The sequence below is a fragment of the Mycobacterium sp. E2238 genome, from assembly GCF_001672665.1.
In the GTDB taxonomy this organism is placed as follows: Bacteria; Actinomycetota; Actinomycetes; order Mycobacteriales; family Mycobacteriaceae; genus Mycobacterium.
The window spans coordinates 16,788-34,935 of record NZ_LZKF01000225.1 but is presented as its reverse complement, the minus strand read 5'-3'; the positions used below and the strand labels follow the sequence as shown (position 1 = coordinate 34,935).

The 18,148-nt window shown below is 66.7% G+C and carries 10 protein-coding genes, 2 pseudogenes and 1 riboswitch; of the genes and pseudogenes, 6 read left to right on the top strand and 6 right to left on the bottom strand.

The window, feature by feature from the left end; genetic code table 11:
- Positions 1 to 469, bottom strand: a 469-nt coding sequence (gene trpS / locus A5711_RS20950) for a tryptophan--tRNA ligase (protein ID WP_067949901.1), incomplete at its 3' end; no start/stop codon positions are given.
- 240 nt (positions 470 to 709) lie between these two features.
- Here trpS and A5711_RS20945 point away from each other — a divergent pair.
- Positions 710 to 1,507: an alpha/beta fold hydrolase gene (locus tag A5711_RS20945; RefSeq protein WP_067949910.1), complete on the top strand. Its 798-nt coding sequence runs from the start codon at positions 710 to 712 to the stop codon at positions 1,505 to 1,507.
- On the opposite strand, the gene A5711_RS20940 is transcribed toward A5711_RS20945, so the two are convergent.
- Together A5711_RS20940 and A5711_RS20935 are read right to left on the bottom strand one after the other, a co-directional pair.
- Positions 1,500 to 2,729 carry an NADP-dependent isocitrate dehydrogenase gene (locus tag A5711_RS20940; RefSeq protein WP_067949899.1) on the bottom strand — a complete coding sequence of 410 codons (1,230 nt, stop codon included), beginning with the start codon at positions 2,727 to 2,729 and terminating at the stop codon, positions 1,500 to 1,502. The two genes, A5711_RS20945 and A5711_RS20940, sit on opposite strands and share 8 nt — an antisense overlap.
- Positions 2,730 to 2,762: 33 nt before the next feature.
- The gene (locus tag A5711_RS20935) at positions 2,763 to 5,000 is read right to left on the bottom strand and encodes an NADP-dependent isocitrate dehydrogenase (protein WP_067949897.1); all 2,238 of its coding nucleotides are present in this window, start codon (positions 4,998 to 5,000) and stop codon (positions 2,763 to 2,765) included.
- A gap of 145 nt (positions 5,001 to 5,145) precedes the next feature.
- Positions 5,146 to 5,267, top strand: a riboswitch (SAM riboswitch).
- A 40-nt stretch (positions 5,268 to 5,307) separates the two neighbouring features.
- Here A5711_RS20935 and A5711_RS20930 point away from each other — a divergent pair.
- The 3 genes from A5711_RS20930 to A5711_RS20920 are packed head-to-tail and all read left to right on the top strand — an operon-like array spanning position 5,308 to position 8,545.
- On the top strand, positions 5,308 to 6,666 hold the full coding sequence (locus A5711_RS20930; RefSeq protein ID WP_067949895.1) for a bifunctional o-acetylhomoserine/o-acetylserine sulfhydrylase: 1,359 nt from the start codon (positions 5,308 to 5,310) through the stop codon (positions 6,664 to 6,666).
- Between the two features lie 11 nt (positions 6,667 to 6,677).
- The gene (locus A5711_RS20925) at positions 6,678 to 7,814 is read left to right on the top strand and encodes a homoserine O-acetyltransferase (RefSeq protein WP_067949893.1); all 1,137 of its coding nucleotides are present in this window, start codon (positions 6,678 to 6,680) and stop codon (positions 7,812 to 7,814) included.
- Positions 7,811 to 8,545 (top strand): class I SAM-dependent methyltransferase, encoded by a 735-nt coding sequence (locus A5711_RS20920; protein WP_067949908.1) that lies wholly within the window; start codon positions 7,811 to 7,813, stop codon positions 8,543 to 8,545. Before A5711_RS20925 ends, A5711_RS20920 begins: the two co-directional genes overlap by 4 nt.
- 24 nt (positions 8,546 to 8,569) lie before the next feature.
- On the opposite strand, the gene A5711_RS20915 is transcribed toward A5711_RS20920, so the two are convergent.
- Positions 8,570 to 10,558, bottom strand: coding sequence for an APC family permease (locus A5711_RS20915; RefSeq protein WP_082975797.1), 1,989 nt, complete (start codon positions 10,556 to 10,558; stop codon positions 8,570 to 8,572).
- Positions 10,559 to 10,644: 86 nt separating this feature from the next.
- Positions 10,645 to 12,573: pseudogene (locus A5711_RS20910) on the bottom strand (APC family permease); the annotation flags it as partial.
- Positions 12,574 to 13,268: 695 nt separating this feature from the next.
- Here A5711_RS20910 and A5711_RS20905 point away from each other — a divergent pair.
- Positions 13,269 to 15,002: pseudogene (locus A5711_RS20905) on the top strand (NAD-binding protein); the annotation flags it as partial.
- Between the two features lie 258 nt (positions 15,003 to 15,260).
- The gene (locus A5711_RS20900; RefSeq protein ID WP_067949891.1) at positions 15,261 to 16,586 is read left to right on the top strand and encodes a PPE domain-containing protein; all 1,326 of its coding nucleotides are present in this window, start codon (positions 15,261 to 15,263) and stop codon (positions 16,584 to 16,586) included.
- A 4-nt stretch (positions 16,587 to 16,590) separates the two neighbouring features.
- Here the strand turns inward: A5711_RS20900 and A5711_RS20895 are convergent, their stop codons facing one another.
- On the bottom strand, positions 16,591 to 18,021 hold the full coding sequence (locus A5711_RS20895; protein WP_067949905.1) for an FAD-binding oxidoreductase: 1,431 nt from the start codon (positions 18,019 to 18,021) through the stop codon (positions 16,591 to 16,593).
- Positions 18,022 to 18,148: the final 127 nt, after the last annotated feature.

The window sequence follows — 18,148 nt, the reverse complement described above, 5'->3', positions numbered from 1 at the left end:
GCTGATCCTCACCCACCGGCACCAGCTCGGCGTCGTAGGCCAGCACGTCGGCGGCCTGCAACACCGGATAGGTGAACAGGCCCACGGTGGTGGAGTCGCCGCCCTGGCGGGCCGACTTGTCTTTGAACTGCGTCATCCGCGACGCCTGCCCGAAGCCGGTGAAGCAGCCCAGCACCCAGGCCAGCTGGGAGTGGGCGGGCACGTGGCTCTGCACGAAGATCGTGCTGCGGGCGGGGTCGATGCCGAGCGCCAGATATTGGGCGGCGGTGGCCAAGGTCCGGCGGCGCAGCGCGCCGGGATCCTGGGGGATGGTGATGGCGTGCAGGTCGACCACGCAGAAGAAGGGCTCGTGGTCGTCCTGCAGCGCGACCCACTGGGTGATGGCACCCAGGGCGTTCCCCAGGTGGAGCGAATCGGAGGTGGGCTGCACGCCGGAGAAAATCCGGCGGGATCCGGTAGCGGTGCTCATGATGCACCGATCTTTTCACGCGGGTCTTTCGGGGCACCTGCCGCCGCCGAGTGTGCGGCCAGCTTCACACTCGTCGCCGAGTGTGCGGCCAGCTTCACGTTCGCGCGCGGGCGGGGGCGCTGCGCGCTCGCTTGCGGTACCGGCGGTACCGCATTTAGTGTCGGCGGTATGGGGAGCAAGAGGACGAACACCAACACGGGGACGCGGCCACCGATCCACCTCGGGTCGGGCGAGCCCGTCCTGATGCTGCACCCATTCCTGCTGTCCCAGGCGGTATGGGAGGACGTCGCCCGGCGGTTGGCCGACACCGGGCGGTACGAGGTGTTCGCACCGACGATGGCCGGCCACAACGGCGGCCCCTCCGCCGGCACCTGGTTTCTGTCCTCCGCGGTCCTGGCCGACCACGTGGAACAGCAGATGGACCAGCTGGGCTGGGACACCGCCCACATCGTGGGCAACTCGCTGGGCGGCTGGGTCGCGTTCGAACTCGAGCGGCGCGGCCGTGCGCGCAGCGTCATGGGCATCGCCCCGGCCGGCGGGTGGACGCGCTGGAGCCCGGCCAAGTTCGAGGTGATCGCCAAGTTCATCCTGGGCATTCCGCTGCTGGTGCTGGCGTGGCTGTTCGGCCCGAAGGTGATGCGCCTGCCGTTCAGCCGCCAGCTGGCCACCTACGCGATCAGCGCCCGGCCCGACGGGGTGAGCGACGACCAACTGCTGGGCTGCATCGACGACGTCGCCCACTGCCCGGCCTACTTCCAGCTGCTGGTCAAGTCGCTGCTGCTGCACGGCCTGCAGGAGCTGGCCGAAAACGCCGTCCCGGCGCACCTGGTCATCTGCGAGAAGGACCGGATTGTGCCCGCACCCCGGTTCAGCAGGCATTTCACCACCCATTTGCCCGACGACCACCAGGTCACCAAGCTCGACGGCGTGGGGCACATCCCGATGTTCGAGGCGCCCGAGCGCGTCGCCGAACTGATCACCGACTTCCTCGACGAGTGCACTACCGCGAGCCGCGGCGCCAACCCCTCGGCTAGTTAGCCAGCTTCTTTTCCAGGTTCTCGGCGATCGAGTTGAGGAACTCCTCGCTCTGCTGCCATTCCTGGTCGGGGCCGATGAGGATGGCCAGGTCCTTGGTCATCTTCCCGCTCTCCACCGTCTCGACCACCACGTTCTCCAGCGTCTGGGCGAACTCGATCACCTCCGGGGTGTCGTCGAGCTTGCCGCGGTGCTGCAGCCCGCGCGTCCAGGCGAAGATCGAGGCGATCGGGTTCGTCGACGTCGGCTTGCCGGCCTGGTACTGGCGGAAGTGCCGGGTGACGGTGCCGTGCGCGGCCTCCGCCTCGACCGTCTTGCCGTCGGCGGTCATCAGCACCGACGTCATCAGCCCCAGGGATCCGTAGCCCTGCGCGACCAGGTCGGACTGGACGTCGCCGTCGTAGTTCTTGCAGGCCCACACGTAGCCGCCCTCCCACTTGAGGCAGGCCGCCACCATGTCGTCGATCAGCCGGTGCTCGTAGGTCAGCCCCTCGGCCTCGAACTTGTCCTTGAACTCCTCGTCGTAGATGCGCTGGAACTCGTCCTTGAACATGCCGTCGTAGGCCTTGAGGATGGTGTTCTTGGTGGACAGGTACACCGGCCACTTGGCGTTCAGGCCGTAGGCGAGCGAGGCGCGCGCGAAGTCCCGGACGGATTCCTTGAAGTTGTACATCCCCATCACGACGCCGCCGTCCTCGGGGATGGACACCACCTCGTGCACCATCGGCTTGCTGCCGTCCGACGGTGTGAACGTGATCGAGACGGTGCCCGGCTTGTCGACCTTGAAGTTCGTCGCGCGGTATTGGTCGCCGAATGCGTGCCGGCCGATGACGATCGGCTTGGTCCAGCCCGGCACCAGGCGCGGCACGTTGGAGATCACGATCGGCTCGCGAAAGATGGTGCCGCCCAGGATGTTCCGGATCGTGCCGTTGGGTGACAGCCACATCTTCTTCAGGTTGAATTCGGAGACGCGGGCCTCGTCGGGGGTGATGGTGGCGCACTTGACGCCCACCCCGTGCTTCTTGATGGCGTAGGCGGCGTCGATCGTCACCTGATCGTTGGTGCGGTCACGGTTCTCGATGCCAAGGTCGTAGTAGTCCAGGTTGATGTCGAGATGCGGCAGGATCAGCATGTCCTTGATGAACTTCCAGATGACGCGGGTCATCTCGTCACCGTCGAGCTCGACTACGGGCCCTTTGACTTTGATCTTGTGTTCGCCTGACATATCGAGCCCGACTTTCTCTTGGCGGCCCTAACCCTACGAGCCTTGCGAAGCGGCCAGCGCTTCATTGAACGTCTTGCTCGGCCGCATCACTGCAGTCGTCTTCTCGCTGTCCGGGTAGTAGTAGCCACCGATGTCGACCGCCTCGCCCTGCGCCTCGGCGAGCTCGGCCACGATCGTGTCCTCGTTCTCGCCCAACGACTTGGCCAGCGCGGCGAAGTGCTCGCGCAGCTCTTCGTCGTCGGATTGCGCGAGTTCCTGCGCCCAGTACAGCGCCAGGTAGAACTGGCTGCCGCGGTTGTCGAGTTCGCCGGCCTTGCGCGACGGACTCTTGTTGTTCTCCAGCAGCTTGCCGATGGCGGCATCGAGCGTCTTGCCCAGGATCTTGGCGCGCTCGTTGTCGGTCTTGATCCCGATGTCTTCGAAACACGCTCCCAGAGCGAGGAATTCACCGAGGGAGTCCCAGCGCAGGTGATTCTCCTCGAGCAGCTGGTGGACATGCTTCGGCGCCGAACCGCCGGCCCCCGTTTCGTACATTCCGCCGCCGGCCATCAACGGCACGATGGACAGCATCTTGGCGCTGGTGCCCAGTTCCAGGATCGGGAACAGGTCGGTGAGGTAGTCGCGCAGGATGTTTCCGGTCGCGGCGATGGTGTCCTGCCCGCGCATCGCGCGCTCCAGCGTGTACCGCATGGCCCAAACCTGCGGCATGATGTTGATGTCCAGGTCCTCGGTGTCGTGCTCCTTGAGGTACTCCTTGACCTTCTTGCGCAGCTCGACTTCGTGCGGGCGTTCGGTGTCCAGCCAGAACACCACCGTCATGCCCGAATTCCGCGCCCGGTTGACGGCCAGCTTGACCCAGTCGCGGATCGCTTCGTCGGTGACGATGGGCATCCGCCAGATGTCGCCGGACTCGACGTTCTGCGTGAGCAGGACTTCCCCGGTGTCGAGATCGACGATGTTGGCGACGCCGTCTTCGGGGACTTCGAACGTCTTGTCGTGCGACCCGTACTCTTCGGCCTGCTGCGCCATCAGGCCGACGTTGGGCACGGTGCCCATCGTGGTCGGGTCGAACTGCCCGTGGGTTTTACAGAAGTTGATGATCTCCTGGTAGATGCGGGAGAACGTCGACTCGGGGTTGACGGCCTTGGTGTCCTTCTGCCGTCCGTCGGCGCCCCACATCTTGCCGCCCGCCCGGATCATCGCCGGCATCGAGGCATCCACGATCACGTCGCTGGGCGAGTGAAAGTTGGTGATGCCCTTGGCCGAATCGACCATGGCCAGCTCGGGGCGATGTTCGTGGCAGGCGTGCAGGTCGCGGATGATCTCCTCGTGCAGCGAGGCGGGCAGCGACTCGATCTTGCTGTAGAGATCGACCAATCCGTTGTTGACGTCGACGCCGAGCTCGTCGAACAGCTCCTGGTGCTTGGCGAAGGCGTCCTTGTAGAAGACCTTGACGGCGTGGCCGAAGACGATCGGGTGCGAGACCTTCATCATCGTCGCCTTGACGTGCAGTGAGAACATCACTCCCGTCTCGTAGGCGTCCTGCATCTGTTCCTCGTAGAACTCGACCAGGGCCTTCTTGCTCATGAACATGCTGTCGATCACGTCGCCTTCGCGGAGCTCGACTTTGGGCTTGAGCTCGAGGGTCTTCCCGCCCTTGGTCTCCAGCACCATCTTCACGTTGCGCGCGCGGTCCAGCGTCATCGACTTCTCGCCGTGGTAGAAGTCGCCGTGCCGCATGGTCGCGACGTGGGTGCGCGAGGCCGGCGACCACTCCCCCATGCTGTGCGGATGCCTGCGGGCGTACTCCTTGACGGCCTTGGGCGCGCGCCGGTCCGAGTTGCCCTGGCGCAGTACCGGATTGACCGCGCTGCCCAGGCATTTGCCGTAGCGGGCGCGAATTTCCTTCTCCTCGTCGGTCTTCGGGCTCTGCGGGAAGTCCGGAACCTTGAAGCCCTTGCCCTGCAGTTCCTTGACGGCGGCGATCAGCTGGGGCACCGAGGCGCTGATGTTCGGCAGCTTGATGATGTTCGTGTCGGGCAGCTGCGTCAGCCGGCCCAGCTCCCCCAGGTTGTCCGGGACCCGCTGTTCTTCGGTCAGGTGCTCGGGGAACTCGGCGAGGATCCGGGCGGCGACGGAGATGTCGCTGGTCTTGATCTGGATGCCCGCCGGCTCGGCGAAGGCGCGCACGATCGGGAGGAACGCGTAGGTCGCCAGCAACGGCGCCTCGTCGGTCAGTGTGTAGATGACGGTCGGCTGTTCGGCGCTCACGGTCCCTCTCCCGGCGTGAAAAATCTTCGAATCGGTCAGATCTCTGGGGGGCTCAGCGTTCTTCCTGCCACGTTATCAAGGGCGTTTGGGCAGGTGTCGACCTGCCATTGGCACGAAGTCGGCACAGTAAGCTAATCTTCGTATTGGTCATGAGCGCCAGCATCAAGCCCCGGCTTGCTGGCCGGCAACCCTCCAACCGCGGTGGGGTGCCCCGGGTGATGACCAGGTTGAGTAGCCATAGCAGCGGCTATCCGGCAAGCGCGGGTCCGCCATGACGGGCCCCTGAGCCAGACAGGGGAAGCTTTCCATGAGCGACGACAACAGTGATCCGAGTGCGAATTGGTCCTTCGACACCAAGCAGGTGCACGCCGGTCAGCACCCGGACCCGGCGACCAACGCCCGGGCCCTGCCGATCTACCAGACCACGTCGTACGTCTTCGACGACACCACCCACGCCGCCGCCCTGTTCGGTCTGGAGGTTCCGGGCAACATCTATACCCGGATCGGCAACCCGACCACCGACGTCGTCGAGCAACGCATCGCCGCGCTCGAGGGCGGTGTGGCCGCGCTCTTCCTGAGCTCCGGGCAGGCCGCTGAGACCTTCGCCATATTGAACCTCGCGTGTGCCGGGGATCACATCGTCTCCAGCCCGCGGCTCTACGGCGGCACGTACAACCTGTTCCACTATTCGCTGGCCAAGCTCGGCATCGAGGTCAGCTTCGTCGACGACCCCGACGACCTGGATTCCTGGCAGGCCGCGGTGCGACCGAACACCAAGGCGTTCTTCGGCGAGACCATCTCGAACCCGCAGATCGACGTGCTGGACATTCCCGGGGTGGCCGGCGTCGCGCACGCCAACGGGATACCGCTGATCGTCGACAACACCATCGCCACGCCCTATCTGATCCAGCCGTTCAAGCACGGCGCCGACATCGTGGTGCACTCGGCCACCAAGTACCTCGGCGGTCACGGCTCGGCGATCGCCGGCGTCATCGTCGACGGCGGCACCTTCGACTGGACGCAGGGCCGCTTCCCCGGATTCACCACGCCCGATCCCAGCTACCACGGCGTGGTGTTCGCCGAGCTCGGGCCGCCGGCGTATGCGCTCAAGGCGCGCGTGCAGCTGCTGCGCGACCTCGGCTCCGCGGCCTCGCCGTTCAACGCGTTCCTGGTGGCCCAGGGCATCGAAACGCTGAGCCTGCGCATGGAGCGCCACGTCGCCAACGCGCAACGGGTGGCCGAGTACCTGGCCGGCCACGACGGCGTGCTGTCGGTGAACTACGCGGGGCTGCCCAGCTCGCCGTGGCACGAGCGGGCGAAGAAGCTGGCGCCCAAGGGAACCGGTGCGGTGCTGGCCTTCGAGCTGGCCGGCGGCGTCGAGGCCGGCAAGGCGTTCGTGAACGCCCTGAAGCTGCACAGCCACGTCGCCAACATCGGCGATGTGCGCTCGCTGGTGATCCACCCGGCGTCCACCACCCACGCGCAGCTGAGCCCGGCCGAGCAGTTGAGCACCGGGGTCAGCCCGGGACTGGTGCGGCTGGCCGTCGGCATCGAGGGCATCGACGACATCCTTGCCGACCTGGAGCTGGGGTTCGCCGCGGCGCGCAAGTACGGTGCGGACGCGCAAACCTCGGGCGCCGACCCGCAAGCCGTGGCGGCGTTCTAAGGGCCCCGGCGATGACGATCTCCGACGTCGGAACCCAGACGCTGCCCGCCGAAGGCGAGATCGGCCTGGTACACATCGGCTCGCTGACCACCGAGAGCGGCGCGGTGATCGAGGATGTCTGCATCGCGGTTCAGCGCTGGGGTGAGCTGTCGCCGACCCGCGACAACGTGGTGGTCGTGCTGCACGCGCTGACCGGCGACTCGCACATCACCGGCCCCGCCGGACCCGGGCATCCCACCGGCGGCTGGTGGGACGGGGTGGCCGGGCCCGGCGCGCCGATCGACACGAACCGCTGGTGCGCCGTGGCCACCAACGTGCTGGGCGGTTGCCGCGGTTCGACCGGACCGAGCTCGCTGGCGCGGGACGGAAAGCCTTGGGGCTCACGGTTTCCGATGATTTCGGTGCGCGACCAGGTGGAGGCCGACATCGCCGCGCTGGCGGCGCTCGGGATCGACGAGGTGGCCGCAGTGGTCGGCGGATCCATGGGCGGCGCAAGGGCTTTGGAGTGGATGGTCGGTCACCCCAGCCGGGTCCGCGCCGGCCTGCTGCTGGCGGTCGGCGCGCGCGCGACCGCGGACCAGATCGGCACGCAGACCACGCAGATCGCGGCCATCAAGGCCGACCCGAACTGGCAGGGCGGCGACTACCACGGCACCGGCCGCACCCCGGACACCGGCCTGACCATCGCCCGCCGCTTCGCGCACCTGACCTACCGCGGGGAGGCGGAGCTCGACACCCGGTTCGGCAACGACAAGCAGGGCGTCGAGGACAGCCGGTATGCCGTACAGAGTTACCTCGAGCATCAGGGCGACAAGCTGCTGGCCCGCTTTGACGCGGGCAGCTACGTGACGCTGACCGAGGCGCTCAACAGCCACGACGTCGGCCGCGGCCGCGGCGGGGTGCGCAAGGCCCTCAGCGGTTGCCCGGTGCCGGCCGTGGTCGGCGGCATCACCTCCGACCGGCTCTACCCGCTGCGCTTGCAGGAGGAGCTCGCCGAGCTGCTGCCGGGCTGCAGCGGTCTGCACGTTGTCGACTCCATCTGCGGGCACGACGGCTTCCTGGTGGAATCCGAGGCGGTCGGCGAGCTGATCCGCAAGACGTTGGATCTTGCCGGCTCGGCGGACGGCGAAGGCGCGTGCCGGCGGTGACCCGCTCTCGCCACGACCGCTCCCTGTCGTTCGGTTCGGCGGCCGCGGCCTACGAGCGGGGACGCCCCTCCTACCCCCCAGAGGCAATCGACTGGCTGTTGCCGCGCGGCGCGCGCCAGGTGCTGGACCTGGGTGCGGGCACCGGCAAGCTGACCACCCGGCTGGTGGAGCGCGGGCTGGACGTGGTGGCCGTCGACCCGATTCCCGACATGCTGGAAGTGCTGCGCACCTCGCTGCCGGAGACCCGGGCGCTGCTGGGCACCGCGGAGGGAATCCCGTTGCCGGACAACAGCGTCGACGTCGTGCTGGTCGCGCAGGCGTGGCATTGGGTGGACCCCGAGCGCGCCATTCCCGAGATTGCCCGCGTGCTGCGGCCGGGTGGCCGGCTGGGCCTGGTGTGGAACACCCGCGACGAGCGGCTGGGCTGGGTGCGGGAGCTGGGCGACATCATCGGCTCCGACGGCGACCGGGGCCGTTTCGACGTCACGCTGTCCGAGTCGTTCACCGAGCCGCAGCGCCACCAGGTCGAGTGGACGAATTACCTTACGCCGCAAGCCTTGATCGATCTGGTCGCATCGCGCAGCTACTGCATCACCTCACCGACCGAGGTCCGCACCAGGACCCTGGAGCAGGTGCGCGAGTTGCTGGCCACCCATCCGGCGCTGGCGAATTCCACCGGGCTGGCGCTGCCGTATGTCACCGTGTGCATCCGGGCGACGCTGTCCGAGTAGCGGCACTGCGGGTCGTCATCATCCTCATCCCGTAGCAGCCGGCACCGGATCAACCACTTCGGCGGCGCGAGAATCAACGTCGGCGGGGGCCACCCGCGCGATCCGTGACTCGATGTCGTAGGGCACGATGATCGCCGTCGCACCCCGAACGCGGCTGACGACACGCGCCATCTTGTCCGCCGTGCGGTCGTGCAGCAGCCGGCCCAACAGCGGCGAATAGGTGCGGCGCGGCAACAGCACCGTCACCCTGGTGTCCGGGTGATCCTTCAGCACGCGCAGCACCAATTCGTGCGCGGCCCGGCTCAGATGACGGTCCGGACAGTTGATCAGCCACAGCGGGGTGTGGTGCTCGAAGCGATCCCAGCGCTCGCGCAGCCGGACGGCATGGTCGACGTCGATCACGAAGTGCACCGCGGTGAGCTCGTCGGCGTGCAGGCCGTAGCCGAGGCGAACCGCCTCGATCTCGGCCAGGTCGATGGTGTCCACGAACACCAGCACCTGCAGTCGCGGATGCCGCGCCAGGTCGAGGTCTTCCGTGCGCGACATCTCCAGCACGGACGCCTCGTCGCGGTACTTCCGGTTCAGCCGCATCAAGGCCAGCACCAGCAAGGGGAAGATGACGACGATGAGCCAGGCGCCCTCGGTGAACTTGGCCACCACGAAGATTCCCACCACGATCGTCGACATGATTCCCGCCGACAGATTCACCGCCAGCTTGAATCGCCATCCCTGCCCGCGCCGGGTCAGATGATGCTTGGCCATGCCGTAGCCGGCCATCGCGAACGCGGTGAACACGCCGATCGCGAAGAACGGCACCAGCGCGCTCACCTTGGCTTCGGTGATGACGAGCAGCACCATCGCCAGCGCGGTCAGCACGAAGATCCCGTTCGAGAACACCAGGCGATGGCCGCGTTTGGTCAGAGGGCGAGGCAAGAAGCGGTCCTCGGCAACGAAACTCGCCAGCGCGGGGAAGCCGTTGAAGCTGGTGTTGCAACCCGTGAACAGGATCGCCGCGGTCGACGCCTGCACCAGGAAGTACAGGGCATTCCCGATCACCCCGTGGCCGAACACCGCCCGGGCGATCTCGGACAGCATCGACGGGTATTCATCGCGATAGGGCGTGGCGTGGGTGACGTGCGTCAGCCACGCCACGCCCGCGAGCAGGAAGCCGAGGATGCAGGCCATCCGCGTCAGGACCCGACGGGCGTTGACACCCCGGGGTTCCTGGAAGACGTTGACGGTGTTGGACACCGCCTCGAGACCGGTCAGTGAGGTGCCGCCGTTTGCGAACGCGCGCAACACAATCAGGATGGTCGCGCCCATCACCAGCCCGCTGCCCTGATGCACCGGCACCGCGCCTGCGATGTGCTGCGGTTCGTATCTCGGCAATCCCCAGATCATTTCACGAACGAATCCGGTCAGGATCGTCACGGTGATCATGCCGACGAACGCGTAGGTCGTCATCGCGAACGTGCGCCCCGACCGTCGTAGCCCGCGCAGGTTGGCCAGGCAGATCAGGACCACCGCCGCCAGCGTGATCTCCAGGTGATAGGGCCGCAGCTGAGGGATCGCCGACACCACCGCCACCGTCGCGGCCGCGGGCTGCACCGCCACGGTGACCACGTAATCGATGAGCAGCGCGGCCGCCGCGACCTGCGCCACGCGTGGACCGAAGTTCTCCCGCGCGACCGTGTAGGACCCACCGGCCCGCGTGTAGATCATGACCACCTGGCGGTACGACGCGGCCACCAACGCGAGGACCACCAGGATGACCCCGGTGATCGGAAGGACCAACGCGAAAGCCGCCATCCCGGCCGCCGGCAGCAGTTCGATCATGATCTGCTCGGTGCCGTACGCGGTCGAGGAAATCGCGTCGGGTGAGAGCGCGCCGAGTGCAACGGGATTCGACAACCTCTCCCCGTCCAGCTGATCGGTGGTGAGCGGCTGTCCCAGGAAAATTCGCTTGCACTTGTCGGTAATGGAGAGCGGTATCCCGCCACTCGGCTGCGTCACAGCATCCCTTCCTCGCGGGCTTTCAAGACATTTGGACAAGGACCGGGCCAACTCGAGACCGGATAACGTCATCCCGCGCGGGTGACCTCCGCGATGCGGGACTCGATGTCATAGGGCACGATCTGCGCGACCGCACCCGGAATGCGGCTGACGGCGCGGGCGATCTTGTCTGCCGTGCGATCGTGCAGCAGTCGGCCGACGAGCGGCGAATAAGTTCGGCGTGGCAGCAGCACCGTCGCCTTGGTGTCCGGATGCTCCTTGAGCAGCTGCAGAACCAACTCGTGTGCCGCGCGGCCCAGGTGCCGATCGGGACAGGCCACCAAACGGAGCGGGGTGTCGTGTTCGAAGACCTCCCAACGCTTCTGCAGCCGGGCGGCATGATCGTCGTCGATCACAAAATGCACGACGGTCAGCTCGTCGGCGTGCAGTCCATTCCCATACCGCAGCGCTTCGACCTCCGCGAGGTCGATGGCGTCCACGAAGACCAAGACCCGGTGCCGGGTGTAGCGGGCCAGCACCGGCTTTTCCGTGCGTGACATCTCCAGCACGGAAGCCTCCGCGCGGTACTGCCGGTTCAGTCGCATCAGCGCGAGCACCAGCAGCGGGAAGACGACAACGATGAGCCAGGCGCCCTCGCTGAATTTGGCGACCGCGAAGATCCCCACCACGACGGTCGACAGGATCCCGGCGGAGAAATTGACCACCACCTTGCGCCGCCAACCTGGGCCGCGCGTGCTCAGAAAATGCTTCGTCATCCCATAGCCGGCCATCGAGAATCCGGTGAACACGCCGATCGCGTAGAAGGGCACCAACGCATCAACCGAGCCCCCGGTGATGAGGAGCAACGCGATCGACAGGGCGGTCAGGGCGATGATGCCGTTGGAGAAGACCAGGCGATGGCCGCGTTTCATCAGCGGACGCGGTAAAAACCGGTCTCCGGCAACGAAACTCGCCAGCGCGGGGAAGCCGTTGAAGCTGGTGTTGCCACCGGTATAGAGGATCGCCGCGGTCGACGCCTGCACCAACGCGTAGAGCACACCGCCGATCGCGCCGTGCCCGAAGACCGCCCGCGCGATCTCGGACAACATGGACGGGTATCCGTCGGTGTACGGGACGGCATGGGTCACGTGGGTCAGCCACGCCACGCCCGCAAGCAAGAACGCGAGGATGCAGGCCATGATCGTCATCACTCGCCGGGCGTTGATGCCTTCCGGCTTGCGGAAGGTGGTGACTGTGTTCGATATGGCTTCGACTCCGGTCAGTGACGAGCCACCGTTGGCGAACGCGCGCAACACGATCAGAACCGTCGCGCCCATCACCAATCCGCCGCCCTGGTGAACCGGCACCGCTCCGGCGATGTGCTGGGCATCGTATGTCGGCAGGTTTCCGCAAAGCTCGCGGATGACCCCGACAACGATGGTCAGCGACACCATGGCCACGAACGCGTAGGTGGGCACCGCGAAACGGGCCCCCGCTTCGCGCAGACCGCGCAGGTTCGCAAAGCACATCAACAACACCATGCCGACGGTGATCTCGAGGCTGTAGGGGCCCAGCACCGGCAACGCCGATGCCACCGCGACCGTCCCGGCAGCGCATTGCACCGCGACCGTGACCACGTAGTCGATCAGCAGCGCCGCGGCGGCGACCTGCGCCACCCGAGGACCGAAGTTCTCGCGTGCGACCACGTACGATCCGCCGGACCGCGTATAGACCATGACAACTTGCCGATAGGACGCGGCGACCAACACCAGGATCAAGAGGATGACGCCGGTGATCGGCAGCAGCAGTGCGAACGCGGCCATCCCCGCTGCCGGCAACAGTTCGATCATGATCTGCTCGGACCCGTATGCGGTCGAGGAGATCGCGTCGGGTGACAGCACCCCGAGCGCAACCGGGTTGGACAGCTTCTCGTGCTCGAGCTGCGAGTTGATCAAGGGCTTGCCGAGGAAGCCCCGCTTGCACACGTCGGACAGCGATGACCATGCCCTGTGCTCGACAGGACGCCTATCAGCCAAAGATGCTGGCACAGAACATATTCCTTCCCCCATACGTGAACCCCTTAGTGGCAAGCCATGCCGCTTCGCCGAAAGCGTATCTGCCGCAATTGTTTTTGTCGCCCCGCCTTATCAGGCCAGCATCGATAAACACAGGAAATTACCAGAAGAACTGCCAGCACACTCTCAGCGGTTGACTTGCACGTAACAAATATGACGCCATTGGTAATAAAGGCTCGGATTTCGAGTGGATTGGCGCTCCGCGTCAACACCGTTGAGAGGTAAGGCACTTCGCCCAATAGCAGGTTGCGCGCGGGTGGTCCGAGATCGACAGTAAACGCACAGATAAATCAAAGGTGTTGTACAGCAGCCCTTCTGGGTGCCATCGCATCACTTCCTTTATACCATTTGACACAATCCGCGCTTGTAGAAATTGAGTTCTCCTGTGCTCCAGTTGATTCAGAGCCCGAAATGCTGCGTCGCGGTGCGCTTCATCTGCGGGACAGACGAGTTCGTGCGCGCCGCATCCTGAATCTGTCTGTTAGCATCGAATTCGATCGTCATTTCCTTGGAGTAGCGCGCGATATCCGTCTCGGCAAAGTAAGTGCTTGTGCCACATCGGTTTCGCGTCACTGCCCGGCCGGACGCGTGAAGCCACCAGTCCAGATCAATGCTCAGGGGAAGGGACACCGTGTTTTGCGGAGGAGTGAAACGTCATGACCCAGTGCATCATCGTCAGCGGTGATGACGCGCTGGCGTCGACCATCGTCGACGAGCTGAAGAGGGCGGGCGCGGGCGTCGCGAGGCTCCTCGATGCGGAACTCGCCGGCGCCCGCGTCAAGACCGAACTCGCCAGGGCGGGAGTCGCCACCGCGTCGGCTGTGGTGTGCGCCGGAGATGACGACGCGACCAATCTGGAGATTGCGCTGCTGGCGCGGAAGGCCAACCCGGACATCCGCGTGGTGGCCCGGGTGGCCAATGACGTACTGCGCGAGGCCGTTGCCGCGGACGAGGGCCCGAACGCCATCCTCGGTGTTGCCGACCTCGCGGGCGCTGCGGTGGTCGAGGCTTGCCTGGCGCGCACCACGCACCCGTTCGAGGTGGCGGGGATCGACTTCGTCGCCTTCGGCGCCGAGGCCCCGTTCGATGCGTCGCTTCGGGAGATCTACGGCGACCTCGCCCCGGTAGCGATGGTCCCCAACGAGAACGCGGCCAACGCCGGCGAGGTCCTGGTATGCCCGGGGCGGGACCTGCGGGTCAGCGCAGGCGACTGGACGGCGATGATCGGTACCACCGAGGAGGTCGCGGCCTGCGGCGTCAAGGTGCCGCGCCGGGACCGCATGCGTGCACGCCAGTCGCGAGTGCGCCGGGTCCTGTATGCCGCACGTGCCCTGCCCGACGAGGTCAACCCCGCGTTCTACCCCGTGATCGCCGCGCTGATGCTGTTGGTCATCGGCTCGACGACGCTGCTGCATTTCTCCTACACGCACCCTGGGATGTCCTGGACCGACGCGTTCTACTTCACCAACGAGACGATCACGACGACGGGTTACGGCGACTTCAGCTTCGCCAAACAGCCGACCTGGCTGCGGCTCTACGCCGCCGTACTGATGCTGGCCGGCGTGACCACCACCGCTCTGCTTGTCGCCTTCATCGCCGATGTGCTGCTATCGCGGCGCTTTCTGACGCTGTCCGCACGCCCGCGGGCACGCCACTTGCGCAACCACATCATCGTGGTCGGGTTGAGCGCGCTCGGGGTCCGGGTCGTCACCGACCTGACCGAGGCCGGTTACGACGTGGCAGTGATCGAGCGCGACCAGAACAACCCTTTCCTGTCGACGACGGCCGAGCTCGACGTTCCGGTCATCTTCGGGGACGCGACCCTACGCCCGACCCTGGAAGCGGCCCGGGTCGACAGCGCCCGCGCGGTCGCGGTGCTGACCCGAGACGACATGGTCAACATCGAGACCGGGATCGTGGTTCGCGAAATGCTGGGCTCCGAGCCCGCCCCGCTCGGCAATCGATGGAGCAAGGTCCCGCTTGTTCTGCGGGTGTACGACCATGACCTGGGCTCCGCCGTCGCCCAGCGGTTCGGCTTCGAAAACGTCCGGTCCACAGTCGAACTGGCCGCACCGTGGTTCATCGGCGCGGCGATGGGCCTGCAGGTGCTGGGCACGTTCTCGGTCGGTAACCGATCGTTTTTGATTGGCGGGATGTACGTGCAGGCCGGCAGCGAACTCGACGGGCTGCAGATGTTCGAAGTGTCCACACAAACGCGTGTCATCGCAATCACTCGGGAGGACGCCCCGGTTCGGCTGCACCCGCGTCGCGACTCCCGGCTCAGCGCCGGTGACACCGTTTACCTGGTCGGTCCCTACCGGGAACTCATCGCAACCCTGCGTAAGGGCCAGCCGCTGCCGCGGCCGGCCGCGGACGACTCGCTCGTCGACGGTGAATGCAGTTGCGCGGGAACAGGGATGGACGCCGAGGTGTCGAATGAAGACAACGTTCGACGCCTCCAACCGGTCAGAGAGGGGCGCGGCGTCGCGAGCCATTGACCGCAGAGCACACCGATTCGCAACGTCGCGGCGCAGGCTGAGCCGCGCCGCGCCAAAAATTCATTGAGGGGGAGAGTTTTGTCGTCCATCGCTGGGGGAATCGCCGCTTACCCGGCCGACCCGAGCTCGTTCGAATAGTTCGGTTGTGCAATGGATTTCGCAACGCTTCCGCCGGAGGTCAACTCGGGCCTGATGTACGCCGGTCCGGGTTCGGGACCAATGCTTGCCGCCGCCCAGGCATGGGAATCGATTGCGGCGGAGCTACATACCGCCGCCGCCTCGTACGAATCGGTGGTCTCCGGTCTCATCGCCGGACCATGGCTGGGTCCCTCATCGGCCATGATGGCCGCCGCCGCGAACTCCTATGTGTCGTGGTTGAGCGCGGCCGCCGCGCAGGCGGAGCAGACCGCCACGCAGGCCATTGCGGCCGCCGCGGCCTATGAGGCAGCGTTCGCGGCAACCGTGCCGCCGCCGGAGGTCGCGGCCAACCGGAGCCAACTTGCGATGCTGGTCGCCACTAACCTGTTGGGCCAGAACACGCCTGCGATCGCCGCGACCGAGGCTCAGTACGGCGAGATGTGGGCGCAAGACGCCGTCGCGATGTACGGCTACGCGGGGTCCTCGGCCACGGCCACGCAGCTGACGCCGTTCACCCCACCGCAGCAGAACACCAACTCGGGGGCGCAGGCCAATGCGCTCAGCCAAGCCGCCCAGTTGCCCGCCGGGTCCACGCGGAGCGCGGTTTCGGCCGCCACCGGGCCGGCGAGCTCGGCGTCCGGGGCGGCGGGCACCGCGGCGTCCGCACTCGGCGTGAATACGCCGTTGGATCTGATCAACGTCGGCGCCGACGCCATTGCGTACGGAGTCGACGCCCCATTGGCCCCGCTGGGGGCGGTATCCATGCCCATCGACCTGATCGGTGCTGAAACCGGTTTGCACACCGATGACATCGTCAGCGATTGGGATGCCAACGGCGCGCCCGTATCGATAGTGCGGGGGGTGACGCCGGCCGGTCCGGCGACGACGCCGAACGTGTTGTCGACGACGATGTCGGGCGGGCTGGGCGAGGCGGATTCGATCGGCCGGCTCTCGGTGCCGCCGACCTGGGTCGCGGCGACGCCGGCGGTACGCCCGATCGCGCTCGCGTTGCCGGCCGCGCCCGTCGGCGCCGCCGCCACGGCTGTGGCGCCCGGTTTCGAGAGCACGTTCGGCGAGATGGCCCTGGCCGGCACGGCCGGGCGCGCCATTCGTGACGCCGTCGGCCGGCGCGACCAGCGGATCGCGGCACCCGTTGGTACGCAGGCGATCAGGGAGCGGCCGGCCGATACGGATGAGGACGTGCCCGCCGACGGTGAGCCGCGCACCGTGGTGACGGGGATCGCCGCCGAGATCCGCGAGTTCGCCCGGCTGCGCGACGAGGGGCTGATCTCCGACGAGGAATACGTCGAGCAACGAAATCGCCTGCTCGGCCGCTGAGACCTCAGAGATTCAGGCCGGAGAACATGACTCGGTTCGGGTCGTACTTCTGCCGCACGGTCGTCAGCCGTGACAGGTTCGATCCGAAGTAACGCGCCGGTGAGCCGCTGGCTTCCAGGTAGTTCACATATCCGCCGACCGAAATCTGTTGCACCGCTTGGTGTGCGGAGCTCAGCCAGCTGTTCGCGGCGCTGACCTGGCTGCTGGAAGGTTCGACATACCATTGCAGGACGGCGGCCTGATTGCGCCACGGGAACGCGGTGTCACCCGCGGCCACGTCCGCGACGGCGCCGCCGAGCGGGTCGACGAGGACCGACGCCTGTCCCGCGCCTGCGGGCCACTGCCCTATCGCGGTGGCAATGGCGTGGGCCGCAGTGGAATCCACCGGACCGATGACGTCGGATCCGGCCACGAAGGAGCGTGCCGGGGGGTTGGCGCTACCGCCGGCCAGGAACATCACCAGATCCGTGCGATTCATCGTCTTGTTCGAAACCGACGTGGGCGCCACCCCGACCGCTGACTTGATCGCATCGGCAACTCCCGACCCCGCGCCCGCCGGGCATGTTGCCAGGACATGGCAGTTCGGGGCGGAGCCGACCATGAGATCGACGATGCCCCAGGTGTTTCGGTCGGCGGCGCTGAGCCAGGATTGCCAGCCGACGAGCACCTGGGTGGCCGACGCGGGCGGAAAGTCGAGCCGCACGACGTCGCTGTCGGCCGTCGCGAAGGTGGAGAACGTCATCGACGTCGTCACCCCGAAATTGCCGCCGCCACCGCCGCGGAGCGCCCAGAACAGATCCGGGTTGTCGTTGGCGGAGGCGGTCACCACGTCGCCGCTGGGCAACACCACCGTCGCCGACTGCAGCGCGTCGCAGGTCAGGCCCGCGTGCCGGGTGTCGGGGCCGATCCCACCGCCCAGCGCGAGTCCCGCGACGCCGACGGTCGGGCACGTCCCGCTGGGTATCGCGCGGCCGGCGCCGGTCAAGGCCTGATGGATCGCGTACAGGGTGGTCGCCGGGGTGACGGTGACGTTGTTGCCGTCGAACTTGGCGCCACCCGGAAGCCCACGCACGTCCAGGACCAAGGTGCCGTTGGCGCTCGACGCGCCGACGTACGAATGCCCACCGCCACGCGGGGCGACCTTGAGGTTGTTGGCCGTCGCGAATGCGAGGGCTTTCTGCACGTCGGCCTGCGACGAAACCGTCACGACCGCGGCGGGACTGGAGTTGTCGTAGAACGAGTTGAAAACCTTTTTGCTGGTGGCGAATTGGGCGGCGTTGGTCGGCAAAACAACGGCGCCGCCGATGGAAGAGGCCAGCCCGCCCCATCCGGCGACGGGATCCGCGGCGGCCCGCGCGGTGCCCAGAACCGCGCCAGTTGCCAGCATTCCGACGGCGCCGCGAAGAAAGGCCTGGCGCGAGATGTCCCTCTGCAACCAGGGGTCCAGCGGACGGCTGCGATTCGTCGTCATGTGCGGAGATTCTTAAACATTTCTCACCGAAAAGCCCGGAGCTTACGGCCGTGTCAGATCACAGTGTGGCCTCGATCCGCCGCGGGGCTTG

Excerpts from the sequence above, each read along its gene's own strand:
- A5711_RS20930 (WP_067949895.1), top strand. The coding sequence starts at position 5,308 with ATGAGCGACGACAACAGTGATCCGAGTGCGAATTGGTCCTTCGACACC.
- A5711_RS20940 (WP_067949899.1), bottom strand. The coding sequence starts at position 2,729 with ATGTCAGGCGAACACAAGATCAAAGTCAAAGGGCCCGTAGTCGAGCTC.
- A5711_RS20900 (WP_067949891.1), top strand. The coding sequence starts at position 15,261 with ATGGATTTCGCAACGCTTCCGCCGGAGGTCAACTCGGGCCTGATGTAC.
- A5711_RS20925 (WP_067949893.1), top strand. The coding sequence starts at position 6,678 with ATGACGATCTCCGACGTCGGAACCCAGACGCTGCCCGCCGAAGGCGAG.